Here is a 13393-nt window from a genome sequence, read left to right as displayed (position 1 = left end):
CTGCTGGCTGACAAAGTCTGCTGCAATTAAGACGTATCTCCGCCAAGGCTTCACGTTAAAGACCTTGTGCCCCGATATGCCACACAAATAAGCCAAACGTACGCCGGCAGAGGCTGGAATAAACCAACGCCAAAGCCTCACAGCGGTTGCGATTGATGCTGCTTTAAATATGATAAAACCCCCTGCCAATTGCGCGGACAACCTTCTTCCACCACGCCAATAACAGCCTCGCAACGTTGCGACTCTTCTGCTAATTTCAATAATCGCTCGCACAGCACCGGTATAAACACATAGTGATCGCCAGCCGGTTGGGTATCGACATTACAGTACGTTTGCTCAGTATGAAATGTTATTGCCAAGCCACTATCAGCATTCACCGTTTTGGGTAACGGGGTTATCAGCTTCGCGATTTCATCATGCTTCAACTTCCATATTTTGGAACCCTCACGACATAGCTGATCCTTATCAAGCCCCAGAAATACTACATCACTAAAGCCCAACAGGGCTTTGCCATCGATTAAAGCGGCGTCTAACACATCGCCATCAACGACCTGCTCAGCGTTGTACTCGAATACTTTGTAATAGACTTTCATGCTATTCGCCCTATTTATCACCTTAAAATTTAACGCAAAGGTGGCATCAGTTACACAATCGCTAAACTAGCCCCCTTATTACTCGAGCCTAATACTAGATCACAGATCCTCTAAAGTCACAAATAGCGACTACTAACCCAAAGCCCCGCCTTCAGCTTGGCGAGCCCTATAAACCCCTGGATAACATAGATCTGAATATTGGTGAACAGCAGTGAAGCCAGCCATCATTCACCTAGCGAGCACCTCCTCACCGTAGAAATTGTGGTTACTACAGCACGAGATGAGCCGATGTTTATCAACCATATGCTCCCTATTATCTGCATGGTTTCTCGTTAATGCACCGGCTATTGAGATTCTAAGCAGGAGTGCCGTAGCCTAATCAACCGAAATGTACGGCCTCAGTAGATGTAAATTCTTGTAAAATTTTCTCGACAACGCGCCTCTTTGACGACAAATAGAATTAGTATGATGTATTCGTAGTTCACCAACAATAGGAATGTCAGGCAACAACAGAAGCAGCATTCCTTAACCTTTTGGCTTTAGCTTTATGAAAAATCATATTTTAATAACATCTGTATTCATTTTACTTTCCTCTACACTTAATGCAGATGCAATAAAAACTGTAAACTCTGGCGATACACTAATTAAACTTTTAAAACAAGAAGGTTTTGAGGGGGAATACGCAGACCTTCACCCTTTACTTAATAAAATAAAAACGCTCAATAGTGACCGCTTTAGCAATAAATCATTAGATTTAATATTCCCAGGGGAAAGAATTATTATTCCTACGCCCTATATTGCGCCCGAGCCTGAGCCGGAACCTGAGCCAGAACCAGTAGTCATTCCAGAGCCAACCGCAATTGCGGAGCCCGCACTTAACTACGTAGGAACGGCGAGGCTAGGAAAATCACAAGCAGAATTAATTAGAGACAATGCAAGCGAGGTGATTTCGGATGAGATCAATTTGATAACACTCGACACATTGCGGACAGATAAAAATGGTAGTGCCGAAATAGAACTCAATGATAACTCCCATTACATAGTTGGCCCAAGCAGCGAGTTTATCATCGAAGATTTTCAATACCAGCCGAGCATTACAGAAAATTTCGTAGCAAAACTAAATTTATTAATTGGTGTAATCAGCGTAAAAACAGGAAAAATTGGTAAAGATTCTGAGGATACTTATCAGTTAAATACGCCAGCAGTTACAATGGGTGTTCGGGGGACCGAGTATACTGTTCGTTACTGCGAAGGCGAGCACTGCGGTGATTTACTCGGTGCCACTGCAGCCGTTAAAGAAGGCGCCATTGTTGTTAATACCAGTGCTGGCGAAATCGAAGTACCAAAAGGGAAATTTGTGCAAGTAGAATCAATCGGCGCCGAAGCTAGCATCGGCGATATTCCCGAGGGTTTTTTTGATCTTAACCTATCCCCTGATCAAGTACAGCTATCTTGGTTCGAGCGCGTTAAAAAGTACGCGCGCGATCTAATACAATAAACCTCGAAGATATTAGTTTTTAAGCGCTTGCAGATTAGCAATCTTCAAGCGCTTTTTTCATTTCAGCTGCCGTCGAAAATCGGTGACTTTTATCCTTCTGCATAGCTTTAAATATTAAATTACTAAGTGCCTGCGGTATACTTGGCATAATTGCCTTTAACTCCGGCGTCGGATTGTTAACGATAGAAAAAGAAATAGACGATGCGCCTCCGCCATCAAATGGCTTTGTGCCAGACAATAGCTGAAATAGCGTAACCCCAAGTGAATAGATATCACTTCTGCCATCAAGCGCCTCTCTTTTTATTTGCTCTGGCGACATATAGCCTGGCGAACCAATCGCCGAGCTTGTTTTAGAACCCCCTGAGTCCAACAATAGCGCAATCCCAAAATCGGTTAACCAAACTTTTTCGGTTTTTTGATCATATACAATATTTGATGGTTTAATATCTCTGTGCACGACTCCCATACTATGCGCATAGTCGAGAGCCTCAGCGCATACGATACCAATTTTCACCACTTCCTCTAAAGGCAGTAGTCGCCCCTCTAATGTATATTCATTTAAATCAACGCCAAATAAGTACTCCATCGCGATATACGCTAAATCGTGATCTTCTCCAACATCATATATAGTAACAATATTGCTGTGATTAAGCTTTCCAATAGCAATTGCTTCACGTGAAAAGCGCTTTTTCGCTTCCACAAGGAGATCCCCAGTATAGTCGGCAAAAAAGTCTAACGTTTTAATAGCTACTTTTCTATCAATCCGTGGATCCCGCCCTAGATACACAGCCCCCATACCACCACGACCAATTTCTTTCTCTACTTGATATCGGCCAAAAGTGGGCTGCTCAAGTATTCCAGTATTCACTGTTCGTTTAGCGGTAACATTTAGATCGCCGGAAATACTGGCTACTTGTATCGACACACCAGACTCAATAGCCTGTATGCGGTTTATTATATCTTTATAAGACGGGCTTATTTTTTCAATATATTGATAAACTAAGCTGGCCTTATGATTTAGGCGCTTTCTCTCAAAATCTAACCCTAAGCCATACAGGGCATCAGCAATTGATTCATCAGGCTTACAACGCTTAAACTTATCGAATGCCAGATCAAGCTGCCCTTGATTTTGATAGGTAAGACCTAGCACTTTATTACTTTCACTACTTTCTATTTGGGTTTGAAACGATTTCTTTTCAAATGTACTTAAATTCCATAAGTTAACCAACAAGAAAGCCAGTAGACTGAGCACATATAATGATGAAAAAGGCAGCCATATTTGAGAAAACGTTAAGAAAGACCATTGCAATACCAGCGTCGCCACTACCAACATAGATACGATTACAATCCAGTGCTTAATACTCATTCGGCGTGCAAATATAAGTAAAGCTAGTGATATAGTGATAAATAGCAACCAAATAACCGCTTTTGACCAAGCGGGCGTATAGTAAAACTTCATATTACTAAGGCTAGCAATATTAGAAGCAAGTAATTCTGTTGGAGAAATATCATGCACTCCAGATGCCTTATAGCGGTTGCTCAAGCCATTTGCGGTAATACCCAAAATGATAATTTTGTCATTGAATTTACTAAACCCTGCCTCATCTGAAAGCACATCAGAATAGGAATAAATATCAAAAGGCTTCAACACATCGCGTTGATAATTAATGCTTGGCAATATTGCTAGGTTTTCGTCCGTCCGGTATTTATTTTTACCTAAAACAACTCCGCTGCCTGGCTGATAGAGAATATCCTTGGCCGAATACCCCATATCAGCCGCCGTGGCGGATAATGCTAACGAAGGGTATAACTGGCCATTGTGATGTATTAACAAACTATGCTTTCTGACTTTACCATCACTATCAGGGTAGTCATTCACATGCCCAAGCATATGGCTATAATTGCCAAACATGGCGATAGGATAAATAGCACTCTCTCTATTTACCGGCAGATGTTGACGCCGGGTTGAAAAAGTTCCCTGAACTAAGAAAGCAGCAGAGTTACTCGTAAGGTACTCAGGGTCAGCTTCGCTACGGTTGTTATTAGAGTGAAAATATAGAGGCATTAAAACAGATGTGTCACCCTGAAGAGCCTGCGAAAGCATTATATCGCCGGACTTAGCGTCTAGCGTTTGCGTCATATCACGTACAGCCTCCCCCAGCGACTTAACAATACTTTCTTGCATTTCTAAATACAATCCGCGTGATTTATTGTCGACATCCTTCGAAATGAATCCAGCATCGAGCCAAGCAGCACCGGGCATATATAACGTTTCACCTTCCGAGGATTCCAGCTGTATCACCTGAGCATCAAGAAGGTTATCTTTAACTCTTTTCAAGGCAGATAAGTCATTGTTTTTTTCTTTTTCAGAAAATAAAAAGTTGATAATAATTAGGCGTGGCGAAACCTCATTCAGCTTTTCGATAAGTGAGGCATGAATATGGCGCGGCCAAGGCCACCGCCCGAGGCTCTCAATACTGCGATCATCCACTGCGATAATAGCTACATCCGATTCAACGGGTACATTCAATAATCGCCCGAAAGAATCGTAAATCAACCTGTCAATAGCGTTCGTAAATTGGCTTAGAGATAAGACAATGCAAATAACGATAGATGAGAACACTAAGATTCGTTCAGCACTGAGTATGCGGCTGAGTTTCGGCATTTGAAGATCACCCCTTGAGGCTATATATAGAGGGTTAGTATAAGTCTTTTAGATAGTATTCCTAAACACTTTATGAGCAGTATGGTTGACCACTACAGTTTGAGTTAAAAGAGAAGCCTGAAGGCTGTCGTAGTTTACTCGGCTGCTTTTTAGTTAGCGCATTACTGCCGCCGAAACCGCTAGCAACAAGAGCTAGTGAAATAACTCATTTAATGCCTACCCCTGAACCCCATTCCATTTGGCTTAAAATGGGTGATGAAATATCTACAGGTGCGTTGATATATACCCCACTACACACCCAAGGATAGAGGCGACAACGATAGTGATATAGTAAGCATAATTTTTTATCTCAATCAAACGGAGGTTATTATGCGGGCACTTACGATATCGATATTACTATTACTGTCTTCTTCGGCTTTTGCCTTATTACCCTACAAAAATACCGGCAACCTATATGTTTCTATGTGGAGCAGCGACGAAATTGCCGTGTACAACACTGCCGGACAGGAGTTAGAGCGTTTTAGTACACCAGGGCTAGACGGCCCAAGGGGAGTTGCTTTTGACCCGACCAACGGCAATATCTGGGTGGCTGGTGAGTTTTCAAATGCTATTTATATTTTTGATAGCACGCACACACTGATTAAGACCATAGAACACCCCGACTTTAACGAGCCTGTGAGTATCACTTTTAGTGGCTATACCCCAGATAGCAATACTGAATTGGAAGTGTTGATATCCAACTCCAATAATCAATCTATTATGGTATTTTCTCATGCAGGCCAATTTAAGCGTGAATTTACTGATACGCTATTTAACGACCCAAACTGCTCGGCATTGATGGCAGACGGTAGCCTGTATGTTGCCAATCGGCTGGGCGGTAGCAGCGGGCGCGGTGCGCTTGATAAATTTGGCGGCGGTGAAACGTTATTGTTCAGCAGTTACGAAGAAGGCATGACGAGCCTAATGGCAGTGGCTCGAGACCCCAATGGCGAAGGCGACGATGATGACACGGTGTGGCTTACTTCTGGCAGTGGCGATCGCGCCATTTATGAATACGATCAAAATGGCAACCTGCTTAAAACCATTACCTCGGCCGACATTAACGGTGGCGAAACCATTACTCCCCAAGGTATTGCTTTTGATGACAACGGCGATTTTTATGTGGTCTCTTACGCGAGTGCCATATACAAATTTAATGGGAATGGGGACTACCTAACTCAATTTCCCGTTGGTGCTGGCACAGCCAGAAGCATCGCGCTGCAAGCCTGCCAAGGGGACAAAAATACAACAGGTTGCACACCTCTTGGGGTTGCGAGCACGTCGTCTAGCGCGGCCAGCTCTATGGCCTCGACAAATGCATCTTCATCAACCGGCTCATCCTCACAACCCTCAGCAACAGCAGCGAACGGTGGCAGCTCAGGCGGCGCTATTAATTTTATGACCTTGCTTATGGGTATTTTATGTCTCGGGGGATATCGTTGTTTCGGCCAATATCTACATCCCACTCTTAGAAGGGGTGCGTAAACACTCGGTGATATAAGAATTATTAAATAATAGTATTTAACTGAGCGGGGCAATTATTTCTTTACAATACGCGCCCCTGCAATACAAACCACCAACCAAAAAACGTGCCATCACAAAGGTGAATAGTTCACACAAAATACTTTAATTTCACTGCTATTATTTTTTTACCTAACACAACAAACAACATAACAGGGTATAAAAATGAATATTTCAACCTATATTAAAAGCAGCGTTCTTATCGCCATTCTAACCTTTAGCCATTCAGCGGCAGCCGTCCCCGGCCTTGGGGGGCTATATGATTGGTGGTCAGGTACAGCTCACTTTGGTAATCATGATCGCATGGCCCAAGGTCGATCGTATACTAGCTGCACGCAGGATCTATACACCCAGCGCAACATAGGGGTGAATATGCAAAATCTAACGTTCACAGGGTTCACTCCGTGTAAAAAGTCGCCTTACCCAAAAAACTACTTGCTCCCAATGGCCATACATGCGCCAGACAAAACAGCACTACAAATTCTAGATTTAGAAGACGAATTCAAAATCAATGATTATCGCAAGGAGGTAAAGGCTGCTGTTAGTGTCTATGAAGATAAAAAACGCGCGTCAAATAAAGACGAATTTAAAACCTCAGACAGTGAACTTGAATATATCGACCTAATGCTTTTTTTACCGCTGGAAGCACAAGTCATGCAATTAAACAAAGCCTATAATATTGACATTTTCAAACAAAAAGTAAAAAGCATATTAGATGCCGAATCAATCGAGGCAATACCTGCACTCCAACGATAGTTCTTACATTTCACGTTGAATCCATAGCAGCCTCCCATCGCTTACATAGATAGGGCTGTTTATGGATCACTGCTAAAAATGACCATTCCCCCCCTAAGACGCTGAATAACTAGCCCTTGCGGGGTAATAAAGGGGATATCAACATAACGTAAAAAGAGCCACACTAAACACCCCCAGCCTCAATACGCTTAACGTCAGCCACAACTCGAGCATTCTCGGGGAGTATTAATTTCCCGGGGTTATTACTTAGCCAATAACCATTAATAAAATCTATTTCGCTCATTTTTTTTTGCTGAATATCTTGGCGCATTGAGCTGGTATTATTAGCGGTTTTTTGCGCGACAACTACAGCCATATTTAGCACTGCGTCAGCGGATACACTTCGCACATAGGTACTTAACCACAAGGCTATTTCACCGGCTAAGGCATGCATGCTTACCATAGCTTTTGGGTTAGATAATAACTCGCCATTTTTGCAATCGAATAATACGGTTAGCGGGTTTATTAAACTATTAATAACGAGTTTATCCATTAAGCGCTCATCGATGTTGTCAACTGGCTTAAATAATAAAGGCAGTTTATCTTGCGTGAATTCCTGAGTAATAAGAGCATCAATATAAGTTTCGCCAGCGCCTTTATAGGCGTAGTGGTGCTGCGCTATTTTGCTAACACCTTCGGTTGTCGTCGCAAAATAAACAGGGCAAATCGCATGCTCGCGTATTTGCTGTTGCGCCCCCAATCCATTAAATAAACACACCACAACACTTTGCGGGTTAAGGCGTGATTGTATTGCTGTAAATGCAGTAACCGCTTGGGTCGATTTGGTGCAAATAAGCAGGTAATCAATAGTCTTGCGCTCTGCGCTGATAAGGTGGTGCCTAACGCTATGTAAGTCGGTAAAATCACGAGCCACGCCACTACCATTACGCCCCATTAAGGTAAAGCTCCGCTTTTGCTGGCTCAACTTAAAAGCGATAAGGGTACCGATAGCGCCAGCACCTAAAATATGCCAATGGGCGTGTTTTTGGGTATGCACAAGTTAGGCTCTTATAAAATGATAACGACATGCCCATTAAACCCGTGCAGCGGTAAGCGATCAAGCCTAGAACGCTATAACCCCATAGGAATAACGTACCAGCGGCGCCTTGATGCCACCCAGAAGACCGCAAGCCCTAGCAGAATCAGGGTTACGCAAGCAACCGCAGGCCAACCATAGGGATAACTCATTTACAGCCGCCGTTGAATTGTCTACATTGGCCGCAAAGTAATATGCTACAGACCATAAGATAAAGCCCCAATAGGTGGACGATGCAAATTAATGTAGGGACTAAACTCTGGCTAGCCTTTGTAGGCACCATTACACTTTGCGTGCTTGCACTCTATTTATTGCTGCACAACAGCTTGCGCCAAGGCTTTTTAGATTATACCTCGCAGCAATCTGTGCAACGGCTAGAGATTTTGCGCGGTGCATTAGCAAATATTTACCGCGAAGACGGCTCTTTTCAACCACTTGCATTAGCCCCAGAACGCTGGCTAAACCTTAAAGATATTGTCTTTTCAGAAACAGATGCCCTTTTTGCCAATACCGTTCAAACCACAAACGATACCACCGCCACACCACAAGCCTATTACCGCGAATTTGTCAGTAGTATTAGCTTACACGACACCAACAAAGGTTTACTGCTGGGCGTGACTAAAGCAAAACAATCACTCATTTGGATTCCTGTAACTACTGATCAAGTAGTTGGTTACATTAGCTTTGTTAAACCTACGGTTGTTAGCCGCGCACAAGATCGTAATTTTATTCAGCACCAGTTCAAAGTATTCAGCCTTATTAGCTTACTTGTACTTATCATCGCAACACTGGTCGCAGCCTTGTTTGCACGCCGAATCAGCCGCCCACTCAAAGAACTTGCAATTAATACGCAGGCTTTAGCCGCGGGGAATTACTCGCAAAAAATGCCCGTTGCCGGCCACGACGAAATAGGCCAGCTATGCAATAGTTTTAATCTTTTAGCGCAAGCGCTAGCGGCAAATAAAGAGTCTCACGCTCATTGGGTTGCTGATATCTCCCATGAAATGCGCACCCCCCTATCAGTATTAAAAGTGCAAATAGAAGCCATGCAAGATGGCATTAGGCCGCTTAATCAAGAAAGCCTAGCCATGCTTTACGATAAAACACTTGGCCTAAGCCAGTTGATAGACGATCTCTTCGAGTTATCGCTTTCGGATGTTGGCACATTAAGTTATCACAAAGAAAAGCTAAATCTTTGTACGCTACTAAAAACCTGCATTGCCCATTACGAGGTTAAAGTTCAATCAGCGGGCCTTACATTGGAAGAGGGTATTGATAAAACGCTTAATATACAGGTATTAGCCGATGCTAATCGTTTACAGCAGCTTCTAAGTAACCTCTTAGAAAACTCCGTTCGTTATACCGATGCCGGCGGTATTATTCGCGTAGCACTCAGTGCCAGCGAAACACAAGCTAACATTACAATTGATGACAGCGCGCCTTGCATTCCACCGGGGCAAGAAGACAAAATATTTGACCGCCTTTATCGCATAGAAAACTCCCGCAGCCGCGATACCGGCGGAGCAGGCTTAGGCTTAGCCATTTGTAAAAACATCGTTAGCGCACACCAAGGAACAATAAATGCAGGCCCATCATCATTGGGTGGTGTGCGCATTCTTATTACCTTGCCTATCAACCATTAAGCCAACTAATTTAGTAAGAACTTTTGATGAATTCACCAACAATTTGCTTAATAGAAGATGAAACCGATTTGGCGAATTTACTCGCCGATTATTTAAAAGCCAGCAATTTTAATGTTGTTGTTTTTAACCGTGGCGATGAAGGCTATCAGTGGCTACAGCACAATGAGCCAGCCTTAATACTATTGGATTTAATGCTGCCAGGCATGGACGGCTTACAAATATGCCGTCAGCAACGGCAGCATTCTGCCGTACCAATAATCATGATGACCGCTAAAGTAGAGGAAATTGACCGTCTGCTGGGCCTTGAATTAGGCGCTGACGATTATATGTGTAAACCCTTAAGCGCGCGCGAAGTCGTTGCTAGGGTTAAAGCCGTTTTACGGCGCACACTGGCTATAGCGCCAACAACAGAGCCCGCACCGCAATCGATAATTACCCTTGACGAACACAGTTTAAGCGTATGCATTGCCGACGAACCCGTTGTATTAACCCATGTAGAATTCCAGCTGTTTGCACTGCTACACTCACAGCCCGGTAGAATATTTTCGCGTCAGTATATTCTCGATAATATTTACAAAGACTACCGTATCGTGGGCGATAGAACCGTAGATGGCCACATCAAAAAGTTGCGTAAAAAGCTTAACGAGGCCAAGCCACAACTCGAGTTAATCCGCTCGGTATACGGTTGCGGCTACAAATACGAAGCACCATAGCGCCAACAAACACATTTCTTTCACATTTCAAACACTGTTCCTCCCCATTTGCCACTTAAGATAGCCTGAATTTGGAGCTGGGCAGCTTCCTAGCGCTGCGTATTGCGGCGCTATACATCACGCTATTTATACGAGGAACGTTATGAATTTACGCACTATTTCGACAATTACCCTATCGGTCGCTTTCGCTGTTTTGTTAATTAGCGGTGTACTGCTGTATGCCCTCCCCTATAACTTTTTTGTTGGGTCTTTGCATATCTGGGGCGCTATTTTATTTTTGGCCTGCCTTGTTTTACATATTAAGCACAACGCAAAAACCTATAAAAATCACATGAAAAAGCGCCAAGGGAAGTGGTCCATGGGCTTGGCAACATTTGGAATAATACCCATTGTTGTCGCGCTTGGGCTAAATCTGCCGCCCATATTCAGCGTGGTGCAATTCAGTTACGACTTAAAAACAGCCGCCGAAGTACCTAAGCGTGAATATAACGTTATTGATTTAACTGCAAACGAAAATACGCCTAAACTAAGCTTGTTTTTTAAAGCGGGCGCCTTTTATGAATCTGAGCCACAAACGGTATTTTGGAATATTACTTACACCAGCGTACCGCAGATTGCAGTTTGGATAGAAACCATGGAAGGCAAGTATATTGATACGTTATATATCACCGGCAAAACATCTAACTCTAGCTATCGCACCAGCGAAACCGAGCCAGACCTCGTTCGTCGCCCAGAAGCACTACCCTACTGGAGCCACAAGCGCGGCATTATTGCCAGCGATGGGCTATACACGCCAGACCCACACAATACCGACCTAGATGGTATTTCAGCAGCAACCCCAAAAGTGGATTACCAGGTTGATGTCGCAGCACCACGCATGGGGCGCTACAGGCTAATGGTTGAGGTTAATCGCTCCTACGATTTTAACGAGTACTACAGCAAAACCCGCTTCCCCGATGACGCGGTATATAGCGGCGAAGGCTCGTCAGGACAGCCATCTCTTATTTACGAAACAGTGGTCGATGCTAATCAGCCAGCACAGTATTTATTCAACTTAGTCGGCCACGGGCATCATTCTGGCAAAGATGGCGAACTCTACAAAGACCTTGAAAACATCACCACCGCCAAGCAAATACTGGACTTTATTGTCGCCAGCGTCGAGTAGGCAGGCACGATTAACCTAGAAACCGCAGTTGAGAGTCAAAAAGATGCGTATTCCTTTGGTGTGCATGGCGTGTAGTAAAAATGTGTAGTAACCCCCATGGATGGGGGAAATGCAGATCACGCAGGAGCGGTTATCTGTCACCTTATTGGTGATGAATCATTTTTATCACGCGTCAGGTGCGCCAAGGGGATGCGTAGACTTTGATGGTTCAACTGCGGTTTTTAGGATTAAATACACAGTATTTATTGAGGCTAGAACAAAGTGTTTTAGCCTCAATAAGCAACCTTTGTACGCATAACACAAGCCTTGTGGAGGTATACTAGCCAGCCACATTCGATGAGGCTTTCTTGTGCACAAATATTCTTTTAGCTCGCGGCTTGCGGGCGTGGCGCTTAGCGCTGCTGTTCTAGCCCTTAGCGCTTGCGCAACCACTAATGGGCAACCCACATCAGCACCACACGCAGGGCAATCGGCACAGCAGCACCTGCAATGGGGCAATCAATACATGGCAACTCTGGCCGCCGATACAACATATAAAAAAGCCGGCGAAGGTGTTTATTACCGCAAGGTTAAAAGTGGCTATGGTTGCCACCCTGCGCCAAACAGCAACATTACTGTGCACTACGAAGCTCGGCTAGCCGAGAATAGCCAACTAGTGGATAGCAGCTTCCAGCGCGGGCGGGCGCCCACCTTCCCACTCACAAGAATGATCGCCGCGTGGCGAACGGCAATTCCCATGATGCTAGAAGGCGATACCTGGGAGCTTTACGTACATCCCCAGCAAGCATACGGCAGCAAAGGCTCCAGGCCGACCATTCCACCCAATGCCGCTATGACGTTCACCGTTAACCTGCTCAAAACCGATAGCTGCCAGCATGCCTTTCAGCGACGCTAATCATCCAATTGTCTTACGGTTCACGTAAATTCATTCGATGTTCAGCCACAAAAGGCTAAACTTGAACTAACGCAAAATAATGCGGTACGGGGCTATAACACAGGGCTTTATTGCTGTAACAAAAGCACGCACCCAAAGCCCACGTTAACAAATAACATAATCCCCTAGCGCTATAACATTAAATGGGGTAGCTCTAAAAATAGTAATTTTTTTGTGAGAGCAAAGAAGCACCGCCCGGAGAGCCGCAGTTTACGTGGTGTAAATGAGGACTCGAGGACGGAGCTGATGCCGCTATCGCGGAAAAAGTGCATTTTTAGGGATGCCCAATGGTAAAAACAACCCTGGAGTCCCTATGAGAAAGCTTGCAATTGCAGCACTACTCACTTCTGCCACCCTTGCCACCCCGGCCATTGCTGGTGATGCTGCCGCAGGAAAAACCAAGGCCGTTATTTGTGCCGCCTGCCATGGGCCTGCCGGTGTCGCGGCTATCCCCACTTACCCCAATATTGCTGGCCAAAACGAGCAATACATTAAACTGGCCATCAAAGCCTATAAAAATGGCGAACGCAAAGGCGGCCAAGCGGCAATAATGACCGGTATTGCCGGCAGCTTAAGCGATGCCGATATCGACAACCTAGCGGCCTATTATTCCGGCCTATAACAGGCTCAGCCCAACCAAAGCCCAGCTAATCTACGCTGGGCTTTTTTTTGCCTACCGTTTTATGCGTTAATAGCCGCTGCACTTAAACCTAAAAAACGCAGTTGAACCATCAACGTCTACGCACCTTTTTGGCCCTCAAGTGCGGTTTCTAGGTTAAAGTCTTGCGCGT

11 protein-coding genes are annotated in these 13393 nt (G+C 44.4%); 8 read left to right on the top strand and 3 right to left on the bottom strand.

What is annotated here, in order from left to right:
- Nucleotides 1-137: 137 nt before the first annotated feature.
- Nucleotides 138-593 carry a hypothetical protein gene (locus MARGE09_RS07030; protein ID WP_236986630.1) on the bottom strand — a complete coding sequence of 152 codons (456 nt, stop codon included), beginning with the start codon at nt 591-593 and terminating at the stop codon, nt 138-140.
- 547 nt (nt 594-1140) lie between these two features.
- Between MARGE09_RS07030 and MARGE09_RS07025 the strand changes: the two genes are divergently transcribed.
- Entirely contained in the window at nt 1141-2091 is a 951-nt protein-coding gene (locus tag MARGE09_RS07025) for a FecR family protein (RefSeq protein ID WP_236986629.1), read from the top strand.
- Nucleotides 2092-2125: 34 nt separating this feature from the next.
- Here MARGE09_RS07025 and MARGE09_RS07020 read toward each other — a convergent pair whose 3' ends face one another.
- Nucleotides 2126-4756 carry a serine/threonine-protein kinase gene (locus tag MARGE09_RS07020; RefSeq protein WP_236986628.1) on the bottom strand — a complete coding sequence of 877 codons (2631 nt, stop codon included), beginning with the start codon at nt 4754-4756 and terminating at the stop codon, nt 2126-2128.
- A gap of 369 nt (nt 4757-5125) precedes the next feature.
- Between MARGE09_RS07020 and MARGE09_RS07015 the strand changes: the two genes are divergently transcribed.
- A complete protein-coding gene (locus MARGE09_RS07015) occupies nt 5126-6280 on the top strand; it encodes an NHL repeat-containing protein (protein ID WP_236986627.1) in 1155 nt (384 codons plus the stop codon).
- Between the two features lie 201 nt (nt 6281-6481).
- Nucleotides 6482-7072, top strand: coding sequence for a hypothetical protein (locus MARGE09_RS07010; RefSeq protein ID WP_236986626.1), 591 nt, complete (start codon nt 6482-6484; stop codon nt 7070-7072).
- 163 nt (nt 7073-7235) lie between these two features.
- On the opposite strand, the gene MARGE09_RS07005 is transcribed toward MARGE09_RS07010, so the two are convergent.
- On the bottom strand, nt 7236-8108 hold the full coding sequence (locus MARGE09_RS07005; RefSeq protein ID WP_236986625.1) for a ketopantoate reductase family protein: 873 nt from the start codon (nt 8106-8108) through the stop codon (nt 7236-7238).
- 272 nt (nt 8109-8380) lie between these two features.
- On the opposite strand from MARGE09_RS07005, the gene MARGE09_RS07000 reads away from it, so the two are divergent.
- From MARGE09_RS07000 to MARGE09_RS06980, 5 genes are all read left to right on the top strand, one after another.
- Nucleotides 8381-9790 (top strand): ATP-binding protein, encoded by a 1410-nt coding sequence (locus MARGE09_RS07000; RefSeq protein WP_236986624.1) that lies wholly within the window; start codon nt 8381-8383, stop codon nt 9788-9790.
- A gap of 26 nt (nt 9791-9816) precedes the next feature.
- Nucleotides 9817-10503, top strand: a complete 687-nt coding sequence (locus MARGE09_RS06995) for a response regulator (protein ID WP_236986623.1) — start codon at nt 9817-9819, stop codon at nt 10501-10503.
- Nucleotides 10504-10645: 142 nt separating this feature from the next.
- Entirely contained in the window at nt 10646-11668 is a 1023-nt protein-coding gene (locus MARGE09_RS06990) for a DUF4405 domain-containing protein (protein WP_236986622.1), read from the top strand.
- Between the two features lie 349 nt (nt 11669-12017).
- The gene (locus tag MARGE09_RS06985; RefSeq protein ID WP_236986621.1) at nt 12018-12563 is read left to right on the top strand and encodes an FKBP-type peptidyl-prolyl cis-trans isomerase; all 546 of its coding nucleotides are present in this window, start codon (nt 12018-12020) and stop codon (nt 12561-12563) included.
- Nucleotides 12564-12915: 352 nt separating this feature from the next.
- Nucleotides 12916-13224 (top strand): c-type cytochrome, encoded by a 309-nt coding sequence (locus tag MARGE09_RS06980; RefSeq protein ID WP_236986620.1) that lies wholly within the window; start codon nt 12916-12918, stop codon nt 13222-13224.
- The last annotated feature ends 169 nt before the right edge of the window (nt 13225-13393 follow it).

The organism is Marinagarivorans cellulosilyticus (assembly GCF_021655555.1).
Classification (GTDB): domain Bacteria; phylum Pseudomonadota; class Gammaproteobacteria; order Pseudomonadales; family Cellvibrionaceae; genus Marinagarivorans; species Marinagarivorans cellulosilyticus.
Note: the sequence above shows the minus strand (reverse complement) of the source record. Positions and strands in the feature narration are given on the sequence as shown.

Coding starts and splice junctions, on each gene's coding strand:
- MARGE09_RS07030 (WP_236986630.1), bottom strand. CDS start 593: ATGAAAGTCTATTACAAAGTATTCGAGTACAACGCTGAGCAGGTCGTT.
- MARGE09_RS07025 (WP_236986629.1), top strand. CDS start 1,141: ATGAAAAATCATATTTTAATAACATCTGTATTCATTTTACTTTCCTCT.
- MARGE09_RS07020 (WP_236986628.1), bottom strand. CDS start 4,756: ATGCCGAAACTCAGCCGCATACTCAGTGCTGAACGAATCTTAGTGTTC.
- MARGE09_RS07015 (WP_236986627.1), top strand. CDS start 5,126: ATGCGGGCACTTACGATATCGATATTACTATTACTGTCTTCTTCGGCT.
- MARGE09_RS07010 (WP_236986626.1), top strand. CDS start 6,482: ATGAATATTTCAACCTATATTAAAAGCAGCGTTCTTATCGCCATTCTA.
- MARGE09_RS07000 (WP_236986624.1), top strand. CDS start 8,381: ATGCAAATTAATGTAGGGACTAAACTCTGGCTAGCCTTTGTAGGCACC.
- MARGE09_RS06995 (WP_236986623.1), top strand. CDS start 9,817: ATGAATTCACCAACAATTTGCTTAATAGAAGATGAAACCGATTTGGCG.
- MARGE09_RS06990 (WP_236986622.1), top strand. CDS start 10,646: ATGAATTTACGCACTATTTCGACAATTACCCTATCGGTCGCTTTCGCT.
- MARGE09_RS06980 (WP_236986620.1), top strand. CDS start 12,916: ATGAGAAAGCTTGCAATTGCAGCACTACTCACTTCTGCCACCCTTGCC.